This window comes from Gordonibacter pamelaeae 7-10-1-b (genome assembly GCF_000210055.1).
Classification (GTDB): domain Bacteria; phylum Actinomycetota; class Coriobacteriia; order Coriobacteriales; family Eggerthellaceae; genus Gordonibacter; species Gordonibacter pamelaeae.
On record NC_021021.1, the window covers coordinates 1,705,058 to 1,720,258 of the forward strand.

Annotated in this window: 6 protein-coding genes; 5 read left to right on the top strand and 1 reads right to left on the bottom strand. The window is 64.7% G+C overall.

What is annotated here, in order from left to right; genetic code table 11:
* Nucleotides 1-626: 626 nt before the first annotated feature.
* Nucleotides 627-11,237 carry an InlB B-repeat-containing protein gene (locus tag GPA_RS07955; RefSeq protein WP_015539543.1) on the top strand — a complete coding sequence of 3,537 codons (10,611 nt, stop codon included), beginning with the start codon at nucleotides 627-629 and terminating at the stop codon, nucleotides 11,235-11,237.
* Entirely contained in the window at nucleotides 11,234-11,827 is a 594-nt protein-coding gene (locus tag GPA_RS07960; protein ID WP_015539544.1) for a hypothetical protein, read from the top strand. The genes GPA_RS07955 and GPA_RS07960 overlap by 4 nt, the downstream gene beginning before the upstream one ends.
* 91 nt (nucleotides 11,828-11,918) lie before the next feature.
* Here the strand turns inward: GPA_RS07960 and GPA_RS07965 are convergent, their stop codons facing one another.
* Entirely contained in the window at nucleotides 11,919-12,131 is a 213-nt protein-coding gene (locus tag GPA_RS07965) for a TOBE domain-containing protein (RefSeq protein WP_015539545.1), read from the bottom strand.
* A 264-nt stretch (nucleotides 12,132-12,395) separates the two neighbouring features.
* On the opposite strand from GPA_RS07965, the gene GPA_RS07970 reads away from it, so the two are divergent.
* Genes GPA_RS07970 through pstA form a run of 3 tightly spaced genes read left to right on the top strand, consistent with a single transcriptional unit; the run spans nucleotide 12,396 to nucleotide 15,170 of the window.
* A complete protein-coding gene (locus GPA_RS07970; protein ID WP_015539546.1) occupies nucleotides 12,396-13,304 on the top strand; it encodes a substrate-binding domain-containing protein in 909 nt (302 codons plus the stop codon).
* Nucleotides 13,305-13,335: 31 nt separating this feature from the next.
* Nucleotides 13,336-14,196, top strand: a complete 861-nt coding sequence (pstC, locus tag GPA_RS07975) for a phosphate ABC transporter permease subunit PstC (protein WP_015539547.1) — start codon at nucleotides 13,336-13,338, stop codon at nucleotides 14,194-14,196.
* Entirely contained in the window at nucleotides 14,193-15,170 is a 978-nt protein-coding gene (gene pstA, locus GPA_RS07980; RefSeq protein ID WP_083808985.1) for a phosphate ABC transporter permease PstA, read from the top strand. The genes pstC and pstA overlap by 4 nt, the downstream gene beginning before the upstream one ends.
* Nucleotides 15,171-15,201 lie beyond the last annotated feature (31 nt).

A 15,201-nucleotide genomic window follows, 5' to 3' on the forward strand; every position in this document is an offset into this window, starting at 1 on the left:
GAGCGCGAGCGTGGCGACGCGGGCGCGGCGCAGTGCCGTCGCCGGGCGGGCTTTGCATGCGCGCTGGCGTCTCACGGGTTCCTATCATGGTCGCATCGGGAAGGGGCGCGCGGGCGCGCCGCCTCGTTTCGCGTTCATTATAGCGTTGTCCGCGGATGCGGGTTCCGGGTGTTCCCCGCCCACACAACCGCATCGCCCGCAGGCTGCCTGCCGAGTTGGCGGTTCAACGAGAAATTGAGCCTCGGCCCGAGTGTCGCGTTTTTCGCGCGGTAGGGGCGACGAATCGATTATCCTTCGGGGAAGCATGTTTTGAAAGGCCCTTATCGACCCGCAGGCATCCCTGCTCGTCACCGTGTTCGTTCCCCGTTCCAGCGATTTTTGCTGCTAAATTTGCAACATTTGTGAAAATGCCCTCTCAAATGGGACGATGCGATACGCTGGGGGTCGGAATAGGAATACGTTTGTGATAGAATTGCTTGCTGGGTTGCAGTCTGTACGTCGCTGCAGCCTACCATGGAAACCTGCGCAAACCAGCATGAGCGAAAACGTATAAGCGAACCAAAGTAGACGACGCCTCGAAGGGCGGTGGCGCTGCGTACCTGCAGCCAGAGGATTCGGTGATACGTATGAGCATGTTGGAAAAATTCTGCGACGCGAAGAACACGTTCGAGGGCAAGGCGCTGGCCGCATTCATGGCAGCGGTGCTGGCGTTCTCCCTCGTCAACCTTTCCTCCCTCGCCGACGCGGCCGAGAACGGCGCGCCGACCGACGCCCCCGAGGCCCAGGTCGACAACCCGTCAACCGAGGTCGCCGACAACCCGGCTTCCGAACCCGCCCCTGCGGCCGAGTCCGAGGCCACCGCCCCGCTGGAGACCCCCGCTGTCTCCGAGGCGGCTGCGCAAAGCCAGGCGCCTGCCGCCGAGCCCTCCGCTCCTGCAGCCGACCTCCCCACTGCCGAGCCCGGCGTGGCTGTGGTGGGCTTGGAATTCCAGCATGCGTACGTGGCATACTTGGGGCAGACCATCGCGTTGCCTGCCGATTCCATCAACGTACCCTTGAACAAGGAGCTTTCGTTCGCCGCCTACGCCGACGAAGGCTACGAGATCAGTGCGGTCAAGGCCGTTGCGAAAGGCGTCGAAGCCGAGCTCCGGGCCGATGCGACCACCGGGGAGTACAAGGTTCCTGCCGAACAGGTGACGAGCAACCTTATCCTGAAGGTGGAGGCCAAAGCCGCGGAAGCCGAAACTTCCGAGCTTGAGACGCCTGCTGCCGAACCCATCACCTCCGACACGAAGATCGGCGAGGATGGGGCAGGCGGGCCCGAGGCCGACGGCTCCGACAACGGTGGGCCCGACGCGATCGAGGACGATGTCGTCGAAGTCGAGGCCGACGTGAGCAGCCCTGCTTTCGAGGGCTACGCCCAAGCGGGCAACGTGCTCGTGAAGGTGACTGCTGCCGAAGGCGTGCTGCCCGAGGGAACCACCGTGCAGGCCGTGCAGATTACCAGCTCCGCTGTCATCGATGCGGTCGAGGCCGCAGTAGAGGAGAAGGGCAAGGAACTGGAGAATGCCGTCGCCGTCGACGTAACGCTCCTCGGCCCCGACGGCAGCGTCATACAGCCCGACGCCGCAGTGAACGTGTGCTTCTTCAATGCCGGTGTTTCCGGCGAGGCTATGGGCGTATACCACGTGGCGAACGACGGCTCGAGCGTGAGCGCGGTTTCCGCCCGTCAGGCAGACGCCGCCGCGCAGAGTTTCGACGTGAGCCACTTCTCCATCTACGTCGTGACGGCCGAGGGCACGCCGAAGCTCGCCACCTATAACTTCTACGGCGTGGATGGAGCTCTTGTCGGCACGCAGATCGTCAAGACCGGCGAGAGCTTGTTCGAGCCCGAGGCGCCTCCGGTCGCCGATGGCCAATTCTTCCAGGGCTGGTATGCAAAGAACGGCGAAGACTGGGCGGGCAGGTTTGTCGATTTCGGTGCGCAAGTCGTTACCGAATCGTTCACCAGCGACCTGTACGCAAAAGTTTCCGGGGCGTGCTACGTGTACTTCATGGACAACGGCGGTCGCGTTTACTCCACCAAATCAGGGGCCGATGGCGATGTCGTCGCGGCCGATGTGGCGTTCCCTCTCGCTCCGAACGAGAGCGTGACGGGATGGTACACAGAAAAGGAGCTTGTCAACAAGGTGGATTCGGTGACGTTGGGTGCGGAGAGCATCATGCTGTACCCCAAGGTCGAGACCGGTGTATGGATGACGTTCGACGCCAAGGGCGGCTCGTACACCGAGCCCGAGTTCGTGAGCGTCGGGGGTACGTCCGTCGAGCCCGCCGCGCCGACGCGTGCGGGCTACCGTTTCGCCGGCTGGTTCGCGGACGAGGAGTGCTCCAAGGCCTACAAGTTTGGCTCGTCGCCGAGCGGTGACACGACGCTGTATGCGAAATGGGAGGCGGCCACGGCGAAGTACAGCGTGGCCGTGTGGCTCGAGGCGGCCGATTCGACGAGGGACGCGTCGCGGTACGATTACGTGACCACGCTCGACTACGAGGGGACGACCGACGAGGAAGAGCCGCTCCCCAGCGCGTCGGACATCAAGCAGAACGTAGCCTTCCTGATCGACGGCAAGTACATCCTGAACGAGAGCAACGAGTCGAGCGACAAGACGGTCACGGTGAAGGGCGACGGCACGGCCATTGCCAACGTGTACCTTGACCGAGCGGAGTTCACCGTCGATTTGCGCTGCTCGGCGAAGGGTGAGAGCGGGAACAAGAAAGATTACGTCACCGCGTACCAGATCACGGCGAATTACGGCGCGGACATCGCCGACCAATGGGATGCGGCGACGAAGGCGGTGAGCGCGAAGTACGGAACGCGCGTTTGGGTCGAGGATCCCAAGAACCCCGGAACGACGATCAACCCGGTCGTCGCTCCTTTCCGGACGATGACCGAGGACATGACGCTCTTTTACGTCAACAACGGCAGCGCGCTGCATCACCTGGAACTTCGCGCGGAAAAGGTTGGCAACACGACCCCCATCAAGAAAACCGATCCGAACTTCCCGAAATACAACTCGGGTTACCGGTATCAGAACAACTACGATACCAGCATGTTCGAGAACTACGACACCCTCGTGTTCAGGGGTGCGGGCGTGCATGCGGAGATTCAGAATTACGTGAACGCCTTGAACGGTTTCGAGTGGGTCGGAGCTGACTTGGCGAAAAACCAAGGCTTCTTCCAGATCGGGAACACCTGGACGGCGCGCCACTATTTCGAGCGCAAGTCGTACACCATCACGTTCAACAATCAAGGCGCTATGAGCACGAGCGCGCCCATCAAGTACGGCACGTCCATCGAGGGCGAAGGTTCGGCGCCGAGTGCGAAGGACGCGGGTGTTCCGGAAGGCTCGACGTTCGCGGGATGGTACACGTCCCCGACGTTCGCCGCGGGGACCGAGTTCTCCTTCGATGGTGCAACCATGCCTGCCAACAACGTGGTCCTGTACGCGAAGTGGATCCTCCCCACGTACCAGGTCACCTATTACCAGGACATGGGCGGCACGGCCTTGGCCAAAGAGAATGCGGTCGGCTACGGCGAGACGGCGATCGACGAGCCCTCGTCGATCGCGAGCGTTCCCGAAGGGTACAAGTGGGTCGGATGGACGACGCGTTCGGGCTCCGAAGGCGACTACACCTACAGGGTGTTCAACTTCGACACCCAGGTTTACGGCGATGTCGAGCTCTACTCCTACTACATCAACGACGAGAAACGCTCGGTTGCCTACGATGCGAACGGCGGCGTAGGCGAGGTGCCGACGGATGACCGCTCGTATGCGCAGGGCAGCTTCGCCAAGGTCGCCGAGAGCACCCTCTCGGCATCGACCGACGGCGACCGGTTCCTCGGGTGGAACACGAAGGAGGACGGCAGCGGCGCCACGTACTATCCCGGCGGCATGGTGCAGCTGGGCGAGGCGAACGTCACGCTGTACGCACAGTGGGGGCCGTCCGTGCCCCAGACGTCCTTGACGTACGACCCGAACGGCGGAGCGGGCGACGCCCTGACCGAGACGGGCCTTCCCAATAACGGCGAGGTGACGCTCAAGACAGCAGATGCCCTGGACTTCGCCGCTCCGCGGGCTGGCGTGCACTTCGCCGGCTGGAACACGGCCCCCGACGGCTCGGGGGCGTCGTTCGCCGGCGGTACCGCCGTCCGGGTCGATCTCGTTGGGAACGGCAATATCCTGTATGCCCAGTGGGCCCTCAACACCAATACCCCCTACACGGTGGAGCGTTACCTGCAGAACCTCGATGGCAGCTATCCCGACACGGCAACGTATACTGACGGCACGCTTGTCGGCACTACCGACCAGCTTGTGAGCGCCGATACGTCCGTGGCCTATCCAGGCTTCACCTTCGATGCCGGCAATGCATCCAATGTGCTCGAGGGCACGGTGGCTGGCGACGGATCGCTCGTTTTGAAGGTGCACTACGAGCGTAACGCTTACAAGGTGGCCTACGAGCTGGACGGCGGCGATACCACGTCGCCCGATACGACGTTCGACGGCGTCAAGTACGGCGCTTTGACGCCAGCCATCGATACGCCAACGAGACTTGGCTACACGTTCCAAGGATGGGACCCGGCGGTGTCGCCCACCGTCACGGGCAATGCGGTGTACACCGCGCAGTGGCAGCCGCTTCCCGATGTGAGCCTTGAGTATGTGGCGGAGGGCGCGGGCGGCAGCGTCATCGGCAAGGATGGCGAGCCCGGCCAGACGGCGACGGAGCGGGTGAGCCCGCTTTCGGGCGAGCCGCATGGCGCCGCCGCCGTGCCGAACGCCGGGTACCGGTTCGCCGGTTGGTTCGTCGACGGCCAGCTTGTGAGCGATTCCGCGCAGCTCGACCGCGCGGTCATCGACGCGCACGCCAAGACGGGCGGCCTCTACGTTGCCACGACCTTCGTGGCGAGGTTCGCCGAGTCGGAGAACGTGACGCTGTCCTTCGTCGCCGAAACGGGCGGCTCGGTCGACCCTGCGAGCGAGGAGGTGGCGCCGGCAACGGGCGAGCCGAAGGGCTCCACCGCCACGGCCGAAGCCGGTTATACGTTCGCCGGTTGGTTCGTCGACGGCCAGCTTGTGAGCGATTCCGCGCGGCTCGACCGCGCGGCTATCGACGCGCACGCCAAGTCGGGCGAGGGCCTGTACCGGTCGACCACGTTCACGGCGCGTTTCATGGAGAACGAGGCCACGCTCGCCTATGCATCGGCTGACGAGTCCTTGGGCACCGTCGATCCCAAGAGCGAAACGGTTGCGGTGAAGACCGGCGTGCCTGTCGGATCCGTTGCCACGCCTGCGGCCGACTGCTATTTCGTGGGATGGAGCGCGGGCACGGACCCTGCCATCATCTCCGAAGATCCCACGCTGGACAAGGCGATCATCGACGAGCATGCCAAGAAGGACGGCCTGTACGAGGGCGCTGCTTTCGTCGCGCACTTCGCCAAGAAGAAGGAGCTGGTCATCACCTCCAAGGGCGACACGTTCGTGTACGATGGCACGCCGCATCGCGCATCCGATACGGTATACGAGGTGGTGGGCCAGGAAACGCCTAATCTATCGCTGGAGAACTTGACGGCATCGGCCGAGGAGACGGACGCGGGCAGGTATCCGGTTGCGTTCAGCGGCAAGGAGAACCTCGTTTTGAGGGACCGCGACGGTCTCGACGTGACCGAGCAGTACAAGGTCAGCTACGTTGAGGGCAAGCTGGTTATCGGAAAGCGCCCGGTGGAAGTTGCCGGCGAGGGCTGGATCGAACCGCAGCCGTACAAGGGCGAGGAGTACGTGAAGTCGGGTTACGCCGCCGAGCTCCCCAGCGGCTTCTCTGAAATGCAGCCGGGCGGCACGCGCGGATTGGTGGGCGGGCAATCCATCGAGGCAGCCTATCGCCTTGCAGGCGCAGACGCAGGCTCCTATACCGGCATCTTCTCGGGGACGCCGACGGTGAAGGATGCCGCGGGCAACGACGTGACCGACAACTACGACATTTCCACCAAACCGGGCACGCTGAAGATCGTGCCGTCGGAGACGCAGCTCGTCATCACGGCCGCCACCACGTCGTGGAGATACGACGGGCAGCCGCATGCTGACGGCACCTACGCCGTCACGTACGGCGGCGTGCCGGTGACTCCGAACGAGAGCGGCGAGTACGTGCTGCCCACCGGCGACAAGGTGTCTGCCACGGTCGAGGGCAGCGTCAAGAACGTGGGCGATACGAGACCCGAGAACAACCAGGTGACCTCCTGGTCGCTGGAGAACAAGGCCAACTATGCGAACGTGGTCGCCAACACGGGCACGCTCTCCATCACGCCGCGCGAGGTGACGTTGACCAGCGCCACGGACAGCAAGCCCTACGACGGCACGCCGCTCGTGAACAAGACGGTGCGGGTGACCGAGGGCAGCTGGGCTGCGGGCCAAGGGGCTCGGTACGAGGTCACGGGCACCCAGACGCTCGTGGGCTTCTCCGAGAATTCGTTTGCCTATACCTTGACGGGCGGCGCAAGCGAGGACAACTACGACATTAAGACGGTTTTCGGCTCGCTGACGGTGACGAACGCCGACGCCCTCTACGCCGTGACGGTAACGGCGAAGTCCGGCACGGCCACGTACAACGGCTCGGAGCAGGAAGTCTCTGGCTTGGTCGGCGAAACCGAGCGCGGAGTGCGCTTCGAGATGAACGGGCAGGACTTCTTCGTCACGGGGCTCACGGCGCGCGGTGCGGGCACGGATGCCGGCGATTACCCGTCCAACGTGGTGGGCGTGCCTGTGGTGAGGGACGCCGAAGGCAATGACGTAACCGACCAGTTCAAGGTGGATACGGTCGATGGCGCGCTTGCCATCGGCAAGCGCGAGGTGACGCTGGCCAGCGCCTCTGACGAGAAGGTGTACGACGGCAGGGCGCTTGTCAACGATACGGTAACCGGCAGCGAGGCGTTCGTCGAGGGCGAAGGCGCAACCTTCGCGGTCACGGGCAGTCAGACCATCGTAGGCTCCTCGCCGAACGAGTTTACCTATGAGCTGACCGGTGCCACGAAGGAAAGCAACTACCGTATCGCGACCAGCTTCGGCAGACTGAAGGTAACCGGCCGCGATGATGCCGCCAAGTACCAGATCAAGGTAGAGGCGAATTCGGCCGCTCCCTCCTACAACGGCGAGGAGCAGACGATTTCCGGCTTCAAGCAGACGCAGTTCACCTTCAACGGGGCCGTTTTCACGGTGTCGGGCTTGACCGCCGAGGCCGCAGGCAAGGACGTCGGCGAGTATCCGGCGAACGTGGTTGGCACGCCGGTGGTCACCGACGAGGCTGGAAACAACGTAACCAGTCAGTTCGTCGTTGACGTGGAGAACGGCATGCTCTCCATAAAGAAGGCTCCGCTCGTGCTCGCTTCCGCTAGCCTTTCCAAGCCCTACGACGGTACGCCGCTGGTGAACGGCGAGACGCCGCTGGCGGAGCAGAGCGGCTGGGTCAAGGACGAGGGTGCCACCTATCAGTTCACGGGCTCGGTGCTGCTGCCGGGCGAGACGCAGTCAAACGAGTTCGCCATCGTGCCGAACGCGGGTACGAGCTTGGACAACTACGAGTTGGCGAAAACCGAAGGCCAGTTGAGCATCGAGGGCCGCGAAGCCGATGCCAAATACGAGATAACCATCGAGGCGAACTCTGGCGAGACGCTCTACGACGGCCTTGAGAAGCAGGTTGAAGGACTGAAGACCACCACATTCGCATTCGGCGATGCCACGTTTGCCGTAACGGGCCTTGAAGCCCGTGCCAGCCGCACCGACGCGGGAACCACGACGGTGCCCATCAGGGGCAAGGCTGTGGTACTCGACGCGCAGGGCAATGATGTTACCAGCCAATTCAAGATCGATTATGTGCCGGGAGCCCTCGAAGTGAACCCGCGCCAGGTGGTGCTGACGAGCGCCAGCGCCGAGAAGCCTTACGATGGCACGCCGCTCACCAACGACGCCGTGACCGTCTCCGGCGATGGCTGGGCGGGAGACGAGGGCGCCGCCTATGACGTCACAGGCTCGCAGACCGTGGTAGGCTTCTCCGACAACACGTTCGCTTACACGCTGGAGCGCGGCGCGAAGGCGGGCAACTACGTGATAGACCTGCGGTTCGGCACCCTCACGGTGACGAACCGCGATGCCAAGTACGAGGTGGAGGTGCAAGCCAACTCCGGCGCGTTCACCTACGACGGCATCGAGAAGAGCGTTTCCGGCTTCGTGGGCGAAACCGAGGACGGCGTGCCGGTGACCGTCGGTTCCAGCACATTCTACGTCAGCGGCCTCTCGGCGGGCGCCGCCCTCACCGATGCCGACTCCGTGCCGGTTGCCGTAACGGGTGCCGCCGTAGTGACCGACGCCCAGGGCAACGACGTGTCGAGCCAATTCAACGTGAAGGTCAAGCAGGGCACGCTCGAGATCACGCCTCGCACGGTGACGCTGACCAGCGCCTCGGCTACCCGCGAGTACAACGGCGAGCCGCTGGTCGCCCATGGCGTGACCGTCTCGGGCGACGGCTGGGCCGAGGGCGAGGGCGCTGCATACGACTACATGGGTTCGCAGACGCTCGTGGGCACCTCGCTCAACTACTTCTCATACGCTTTGAACGCGAACACGAAGCCCGGCAACTACCATTTGAAGCAGATCGAGGGCTCGCTGAACGTGACCAGCCGCGAGGCGAAATGGGACGTGGCCCTCGAGGCCGTTTCCTCTACGGTGCTCTACAACGGCGCTACCCAGGTGCTCGAAGGCTTTGTCGGCCAGACCGAGCAGGGTGTGCCGGTTCAGGTCGAAGGACATACCTACTATGTCACCGGTCTGACGGCCTCGGCCTACGGCATCGATGCGGATACGTACGTGCTGCAAGGCACCGGTACGCCGGTGGTGACGGATGACCAGGGCAACAACGTTTCCGAGCAGTTCGCGGTTTCGGTGAAACCGGGTAAGCTCGTGGTGGAGCCGCGCCATGTGGTGTTGGAGAGCGCGACGGATCGCAAGCCCTACGACGGCTCGCCGCTCGTGAACGGTACCGTGACCGTCTCCGGCGACGGCTGGGCCGAGGGCGAGGGCGCCGCTTATGCGGTGACCGGCTCCCAGACCCTGGTGGGCTCGTCTGAGAATGTGTTCGCCTACACGTTGGAGGGCGGCGCGAAGGCGGGCAACTACGTGATAGACCTGCGGTTCGGCATCCTCACGGTGACGAATCGCGATGCCGCGTTCGCGGTTTCCGTGCAGGCGAAGTCCAACACGGTGACCTACGACGGCTCCGAGCAGTCGGTGTCCGGCTTCACCGACGAGACCGAGCAGGGTGTTCCCGTGCAGGCCGGCGGCCGCACCTACTATGTGGTGGGCCTTAAGGCCGAGGCTGCCGGAACGGATGCCGGGACCTACCGTACGACGGTGTCCGGCACGCCTGCGGTGAGGGATGCTGATGGCAACGACGTGACGGACCAGTTCGCGGTTACGCCGCAGGCCGGCACGCTTCTGGTCGAGCAGCGCCCGCTGACGCTCGTGTCCGCGAGCCTTTCCAAGCCCTACGACGGCATGCCGCTCGTGAACGGCGCAACGCCGCTGGTGACAGAAGACGGTTGGGCCGAGGGCGAGGGCGCGACCTACGTGTTCACGGGCTCGGTCGCGCTGCCGGGCGAGGTTGCCGCGAACGCGTTCGTCATCAAGGCGAACGCTGGCACGAACCTTGGAAACTACCAGGTGGGCAAGGCCGAGGGTCAGCTGTCCATCGAGAACCGTGATGCCCGTTACGAGGTTGAGTTGACGGCCAACTCGGGCACGTTCTCCTACAACGGCGGCGAGCAGACGGTTTCCGGATTCAGGGGAGAGACGGCCCTGGGTGTGCCGGTGCAGGCTGACGGCCGCACCTACTACGTGACCGGCCTCTCCTCGCACGCTTCCGGCACCAACGTGGCCGACTCCGTGGCATCCATCCCGGTGCGGGGCGCGGCCGTGGTGAAAGATGCCGACGGCAACCTGGTTTCCGAACAGTTCCGCGTCAAGGTGGTCCCGGGGAGCTTCGCTATCGAACCGGCTACGCTCGTCATTGCGGCCAACGATGCCGGCAAGAGTTACGGCCAGGCCGACCCGGCGCTGTCTGCAACGGTGAAGGGCCTCATGGAGGGCGACGTGTTCGAGGGCACCTACGACGTGGAGCGCGCTCCCGGCGAGAACGCGGGCACCTACGAGATAACCGTGGACAAGGTGCGGCTGCCCCAGAACGGCAACTACACGGCTACCACGCAGCCCGGTCGCTTCGTCATCGCTCGGGCCGATGCGCTCACCCTCGTGGTGGGCGACGCGAGCAAGCCTTATGACGGCACGCCGCTCGTGCCGGATGGCGTGACTCCGATCGGCTTACAGCAGGGTGACACGGTCGAGGTCGTGTACGGTGGGTCGCAGACCGACGCGGGCACGAGCCAGGGCACGGTTTCCGGCTACGTCGTGCGAAACGCGGCTGGCGAGGACGTGACGGCCAACTATCCCACGGCCGAGGTCGTCCCGGGCAACTTGACGGTCGTTCCGGCCGCTGTCACCATCACGGCGGCAGACGCCTCGAAGGTTGCCGGTGCCGAAGACCCCGCCTTCACGGGCACGGTTGAGGGCTTGGTGGCCGAGGGCGACCTGGGCGACGTGACGTACCGCCGCACGAACGCCGACGAGGACGCAGGCGTGTACGTCGACGTGATCACGGCGTCGTACACGGCTAATCCGAATTACAGGGTGACCGTGGTTCCCGGCACGTTTGCCATCACGGCTGTGCCGGTTCCGGTGGTACCGCCTGTGCCTCCCGCGACCCCGCCGACTCCGGCGACGCCTGCGACGCCGCCCACGCCGACGCCCGGCACGGTGCCGCCTGATGCGCTGTCGATCCTCGCCCCCATCGCGGAGGTGCTTGAGGACGCCGTCACGCCGCTTGCCGGACCGCAGGAGCAAGCCATCGAGGACGACGGCACGCCGCTCGCGGGCTATGACCGGGTGAACTGCTGGGTGCACTACTACCTTATCCTGGGCATCATCGTCGCGGTGCTCTACGGGGCGGGCGTGCTGGTGCGCCGCATCAGCTTCACGCGCAAGCTGAAGGACTTCGAGGACGACGTGCTCGGCATCGAGGACGAGTCGGCTGCTGTCCCGGCCTGCGCCGCTCGCGGCGGAAGGCAAGGAGGCCTAGCATGAGGAAGAGCAACGTGATCATACTGGCCGTCTTGGCCGTGGCTGCAGGCTTCTTCCTGTGGCTGTGGTACTACCTGGGCTTCAACTTCGTGGACGATCCGTTCGATTTGGTGCTCGCCGTGGTGTGGTGGGCCGTGGTCGTGGCGTTGGTCGTGGGCATCCATGCCGCCGAGAGGAAGCGCCAGCGCCGCGTGCGCACGGCCTACCTTGCGCCGGGCGTGCTGTTCAACAGCGAGGCCGGGTTCGTCGACCTTGCGGCGTTCGAGGAGGGAACCACGCTCGTGGACGCGCTCGAGCACACGCTTGCCGACCTGAAGTACTCCTTCGATCGCAAGGACCCGGCCGATGAGGGCGCAGCGGCGCCCGACGGCGCCGTGCCCTCCGCCGCGATGGCGGGCGGCCTCTCCGCATCCGACGAGGCGGCCGCCTCTGCCAAGCCCCGCGGCACCGTGAGGTTCGAGCGCATCGTGCGCACGGACAAGTTCGACAAGGGCGACGCCGGCAAATGGGAGGGCGAGGTCGTGGACGTGAAGACGCAGGAAGCCACGCCCTTCAAGGGCAAGGAGGAGCTCTCCGCCCTTCTCGCGGCATAGCCCCGCCAGCCAGCCTTCCAGCCAAGTGCAAAAAAGCAGGCGCCCCCTCGAACGAGGGGGCGCCTGCCGTTAGGACCGAAGAAGCGCTGCGCTAGTCGTCGACCCCGATGATGACCGACGAGGCCTTGACGATGGCGTAGGCCTCCTTGCCCACTTCCAGCTCCAGCTCCTTGAGCGACCCCATGGAGATGGTCGACGTGATAAGCTGGCCGCCCTCCAGCTCCATGATCACGATGGCGTTGACCGCTCCCGGATGAATGGCCGTGATGGTGCCCTTCAGCGTGTTGCGTGCAGAAAGCTTCATTGAATCAATGCACCCCTTTCGGGTCGTCCCCTCGTTCCAAACCGTCCCCTCCATTGTAGCGCCCCTGGTGCATTCGTGCGAGCAGAACCGCAACTCGCGAGAGCAAGCCGGCCCTTCCGAGGCTTTACCAAGATTTGACCGGCCCGAGACAGAGGCTTGATGCTCTTTCTTCATCATGTTCCGTGCGGCGCTGCTCCGTCGGGGGCGGCACTGCGCGAAGCGAACAGATACGCGCCCGGGAGGGGCGCCAAGGAAAGGAAGAGCATGAAGAAGCGTTTGGTGATGATGGCGATGGGGGCCCTGCTCGCGCTGGGCGCGTTCGGCCTCATGGGCTGCTCCGGCGGCGGCAACGCCGGCTCCGGCGAGGCCGACAGCGCAGCGGGCACGGTTCCGACCGGCGAGGTCTCCGTGTACTCGCGCGAGGACGGCTCCGGCACGCGCGGGGCGTTCGTCGAGCTCATGGGCATCGAGGAGAAGGATGCCAGTGGCGAGAAGGTCGACATGACCACTACGTCTGCCGCCATCACGAACTCCACGTCGGTCATGATGACGTCGGTGGCAGGCGACGAGAACGGCATCGGCTATATCTCGCTCGGCTCGCTGAACGACACGGTCAAGGCCCTCAAGATCGACGGCGCCGAAGCCACGGCCGCCAACGTGAAGAGCGGCGACTACCAGGTGGCCCGCCCGTTCAACATCGTGACGAAGGACGGGCTGTCCGATGTGGCGCAGGACTTCATCGATTTCATCATGAGCTCCGACGGCCAGAAGATCGTCGAGGAAGAGGGCTACATCTCCGTTGCCGATAGCGCCGCCGCGTACACCGGCTCCGGCCAGTCCGGCAAGATCGTCATTGCGGGCTCCTCTTCGGTGACCCCCGTCATGGAGAAGCTGGCCGAGGCCTACAAGGCCATCAACTCCGGTGTGGCCATCGAGGTCAACCAGTCCGACTCCACCACCGGCGTGAACATGGCCACGGAAGGCACTTGCGACATCGGCATGGTCTCCCGCGAGCTCAAGGACTCCGAGACCGGCGTCACCCCCACGGTCATCGCCCAGGACGGCATCGCCATCATTGTGAACAATGCCTCCACCGTTGACGGGCTTTCCTCCGAGCAGGTGAAGGGCATCTACACCGGCGAGATTGCGAACTGGGAAGACGTTCTGGCGTAAAGCCCGGCGACCCGACTGACAAGGAACCCGCATGTCTCACGTACATCTCAAGGAAGACATTGCGAAGGCGCTGTTCGTGGCTGCCGCGGGGATTTCGATCCTCGCGGTAGCCCTCATCTGCGTATTCCTCTTCGCGAATGGCGTGCCGGCCATCGCCCAGATAGGCCTTCCGGAATTCCTCTTCGGCACCACCTGGCGTCCCGCCAACGACGTCTACGGCATCTTCCCGATGATCGTGGGCAGCATCTACGTGACCGCCGGCGCCATCGTCGTGGGCGTGCCCACAGGGCTCTTGTGCGCCATCTTCCTCTCGCGGTTCGCCAGCGGGCGCGTGGCGGCGGTGCTCAAGCCCGGCGTGGAGCTTCTGGCGGGCATCCCGTCGGTCGTCTACGGCTTCTTCGGCCTGGTGGTCATGGTTCCGTTCATTCGCGACAACATGCCGGGGCGCGGTCTCTCGCTTCTGGCGGCCGCCGTGCTGCTGGGCATCATGATCCTGCCCACCATCATCACCGTGGCGCAGAGCGCGCTCGATGCCGTTCCCAAGAAATACTACGAGGGGGCCCTGGCGCTCGGCGCCGATCACGAGCGCGCGGTGTTCCGCGTCATCGTGCCCGCTGCGGTGTCCGGCATCATGGCCGGCATCGTGCTGGGCGTGGGCCGCGCGATCGGCGAGACGATGGCCGTCATCATGGTGGCCGGCAACCAGCCGGCCGTTCCGGGCAGCATCTTCGACGGCGTGCGCACCATGACGGCGAACATCGTGCTGGAGATGGGTTATGCGGCCGACCTGCATCGCGGCGCGCTCGTAGCCACCGGCGTGGTGCTGTTCGTGTTCATCCTGCTGATAACCATGCTGTTCAACGTCATCAAGAAACGAGGTGAGATGAAGTGACGACCCGCAAGCTGACCATCGCCTACGAGGCGGCCGACGCGCCTTCAGCCTTCTCTGCCGGTCAGATCGAACCGGATGACCGCCTGGACGCGCTGTATCGGGTTGCCGAGGCGCGCCACAGCAAAACGCGCCGTATCGTGTCGGCCCTCTTGCGGGGGGTCGTGTACGCAGGGGCCGCCGTCACGTCGTTGGTGCTCGCCTTCGTCGTAGGGTATATCCTGGTCAACGGCGTTCCCTATCTGACGCCGAGCCTGTTCGAGTGGGAGTACGATTCCACGAACGTCTCGCTCATGCCCGCGCTCGTCAACACGCTCGTCATGGCGGGGCTCTCGCTGCTCATGGCGGTGCCCGTGGGTGTGGGGTCCGCCATCTACCTGGTGGAATATGCGAAGCGCGGCAGCCGCTTCGTGCAGATGGTGCGCACCACCACCGAGACGCTGCAGGGCATCCCCTCCATCATCTACGGCCTGTTCGGCCTGCTGTTCTTCGTGACGGCGTTCCAGTGGGGCCTGTCGCTTCTGGCGGGTGCCTGCACGCTGGCCATCATGGTGCTGCCGGTGGTCATGCGCACCACCGAGGAGGCGCTGCTGGCCGTGCCGGACGCCTACCGCGAAGGCGGCTTCGGTTTGGGCGCGGGTCGTTTGCGCACGGTTTTCCGCTGCGTGCTGCCTTCCGCCGTGCCCGGCATCCTGGGCGGCGTGATCCTCGCGCTCGGGCGCTGCGTGGGAGAGGTTGCGGCGCTCATTTTCACGGCAGGCTCCATTGCCGCCATTCCGAACTTCGCCGAGGGCGCGGCCGCGCTCTTCGATTCCACCCGCACCCTGGCCGTGCATATGTACGTGCTATCGAGCGAGGGGCTGCATGTGAACGAAACCTACGCCACGGCGGTTGTCCTGCTGGTCATGGTGGTGCTGCTGAACCTCATGGCCACCTTCGCCGCCAAGAAGATGAACAAGGGAGGCACCAATGACTAACGCGACTCTGGAGAGGGCTGCCGCCAAGGCG

Excerpts from the sequence above, each read along its gene's own strand:
- GPA_RS07960 (WP_015539544.1), top strand. The coding sequence starts at position 11,234 with ATGAGGAAGAGCAACGTGATCATACTGGCCGTCTTGGCCGTGGCTGCA.
- GPA_RS07955 (WP_015539543.1), top strand. The coding sequence starts at position 627 with ATGAGCATGTTGGAAAAATTCTGCGACGCGAAGAACACGTTCGAGGGC.
- GPA_RS07965 (WP_015539545.1), bottom strand. The coding sequence starts at position 12,131 with ATGAAGCTTTCTGCACGCAACACGCTGAAGGGCACCATCACGGCCATT.
- GPA_RS07970 (WP_015539546.1), top strand. The coding sequence starts at position 12,396 with ATGAAGAAGCGTTTGGTGATGATGGCGATGGGGGCCCTGCTCGCGCTG.
- pstC (WP_015539547.1), top strand. The coding sequence starts at position 13,336 with ATGTCTCACGTACATCTCAAGGAAGACATTGCGAAGGCGCTGTTCGTG.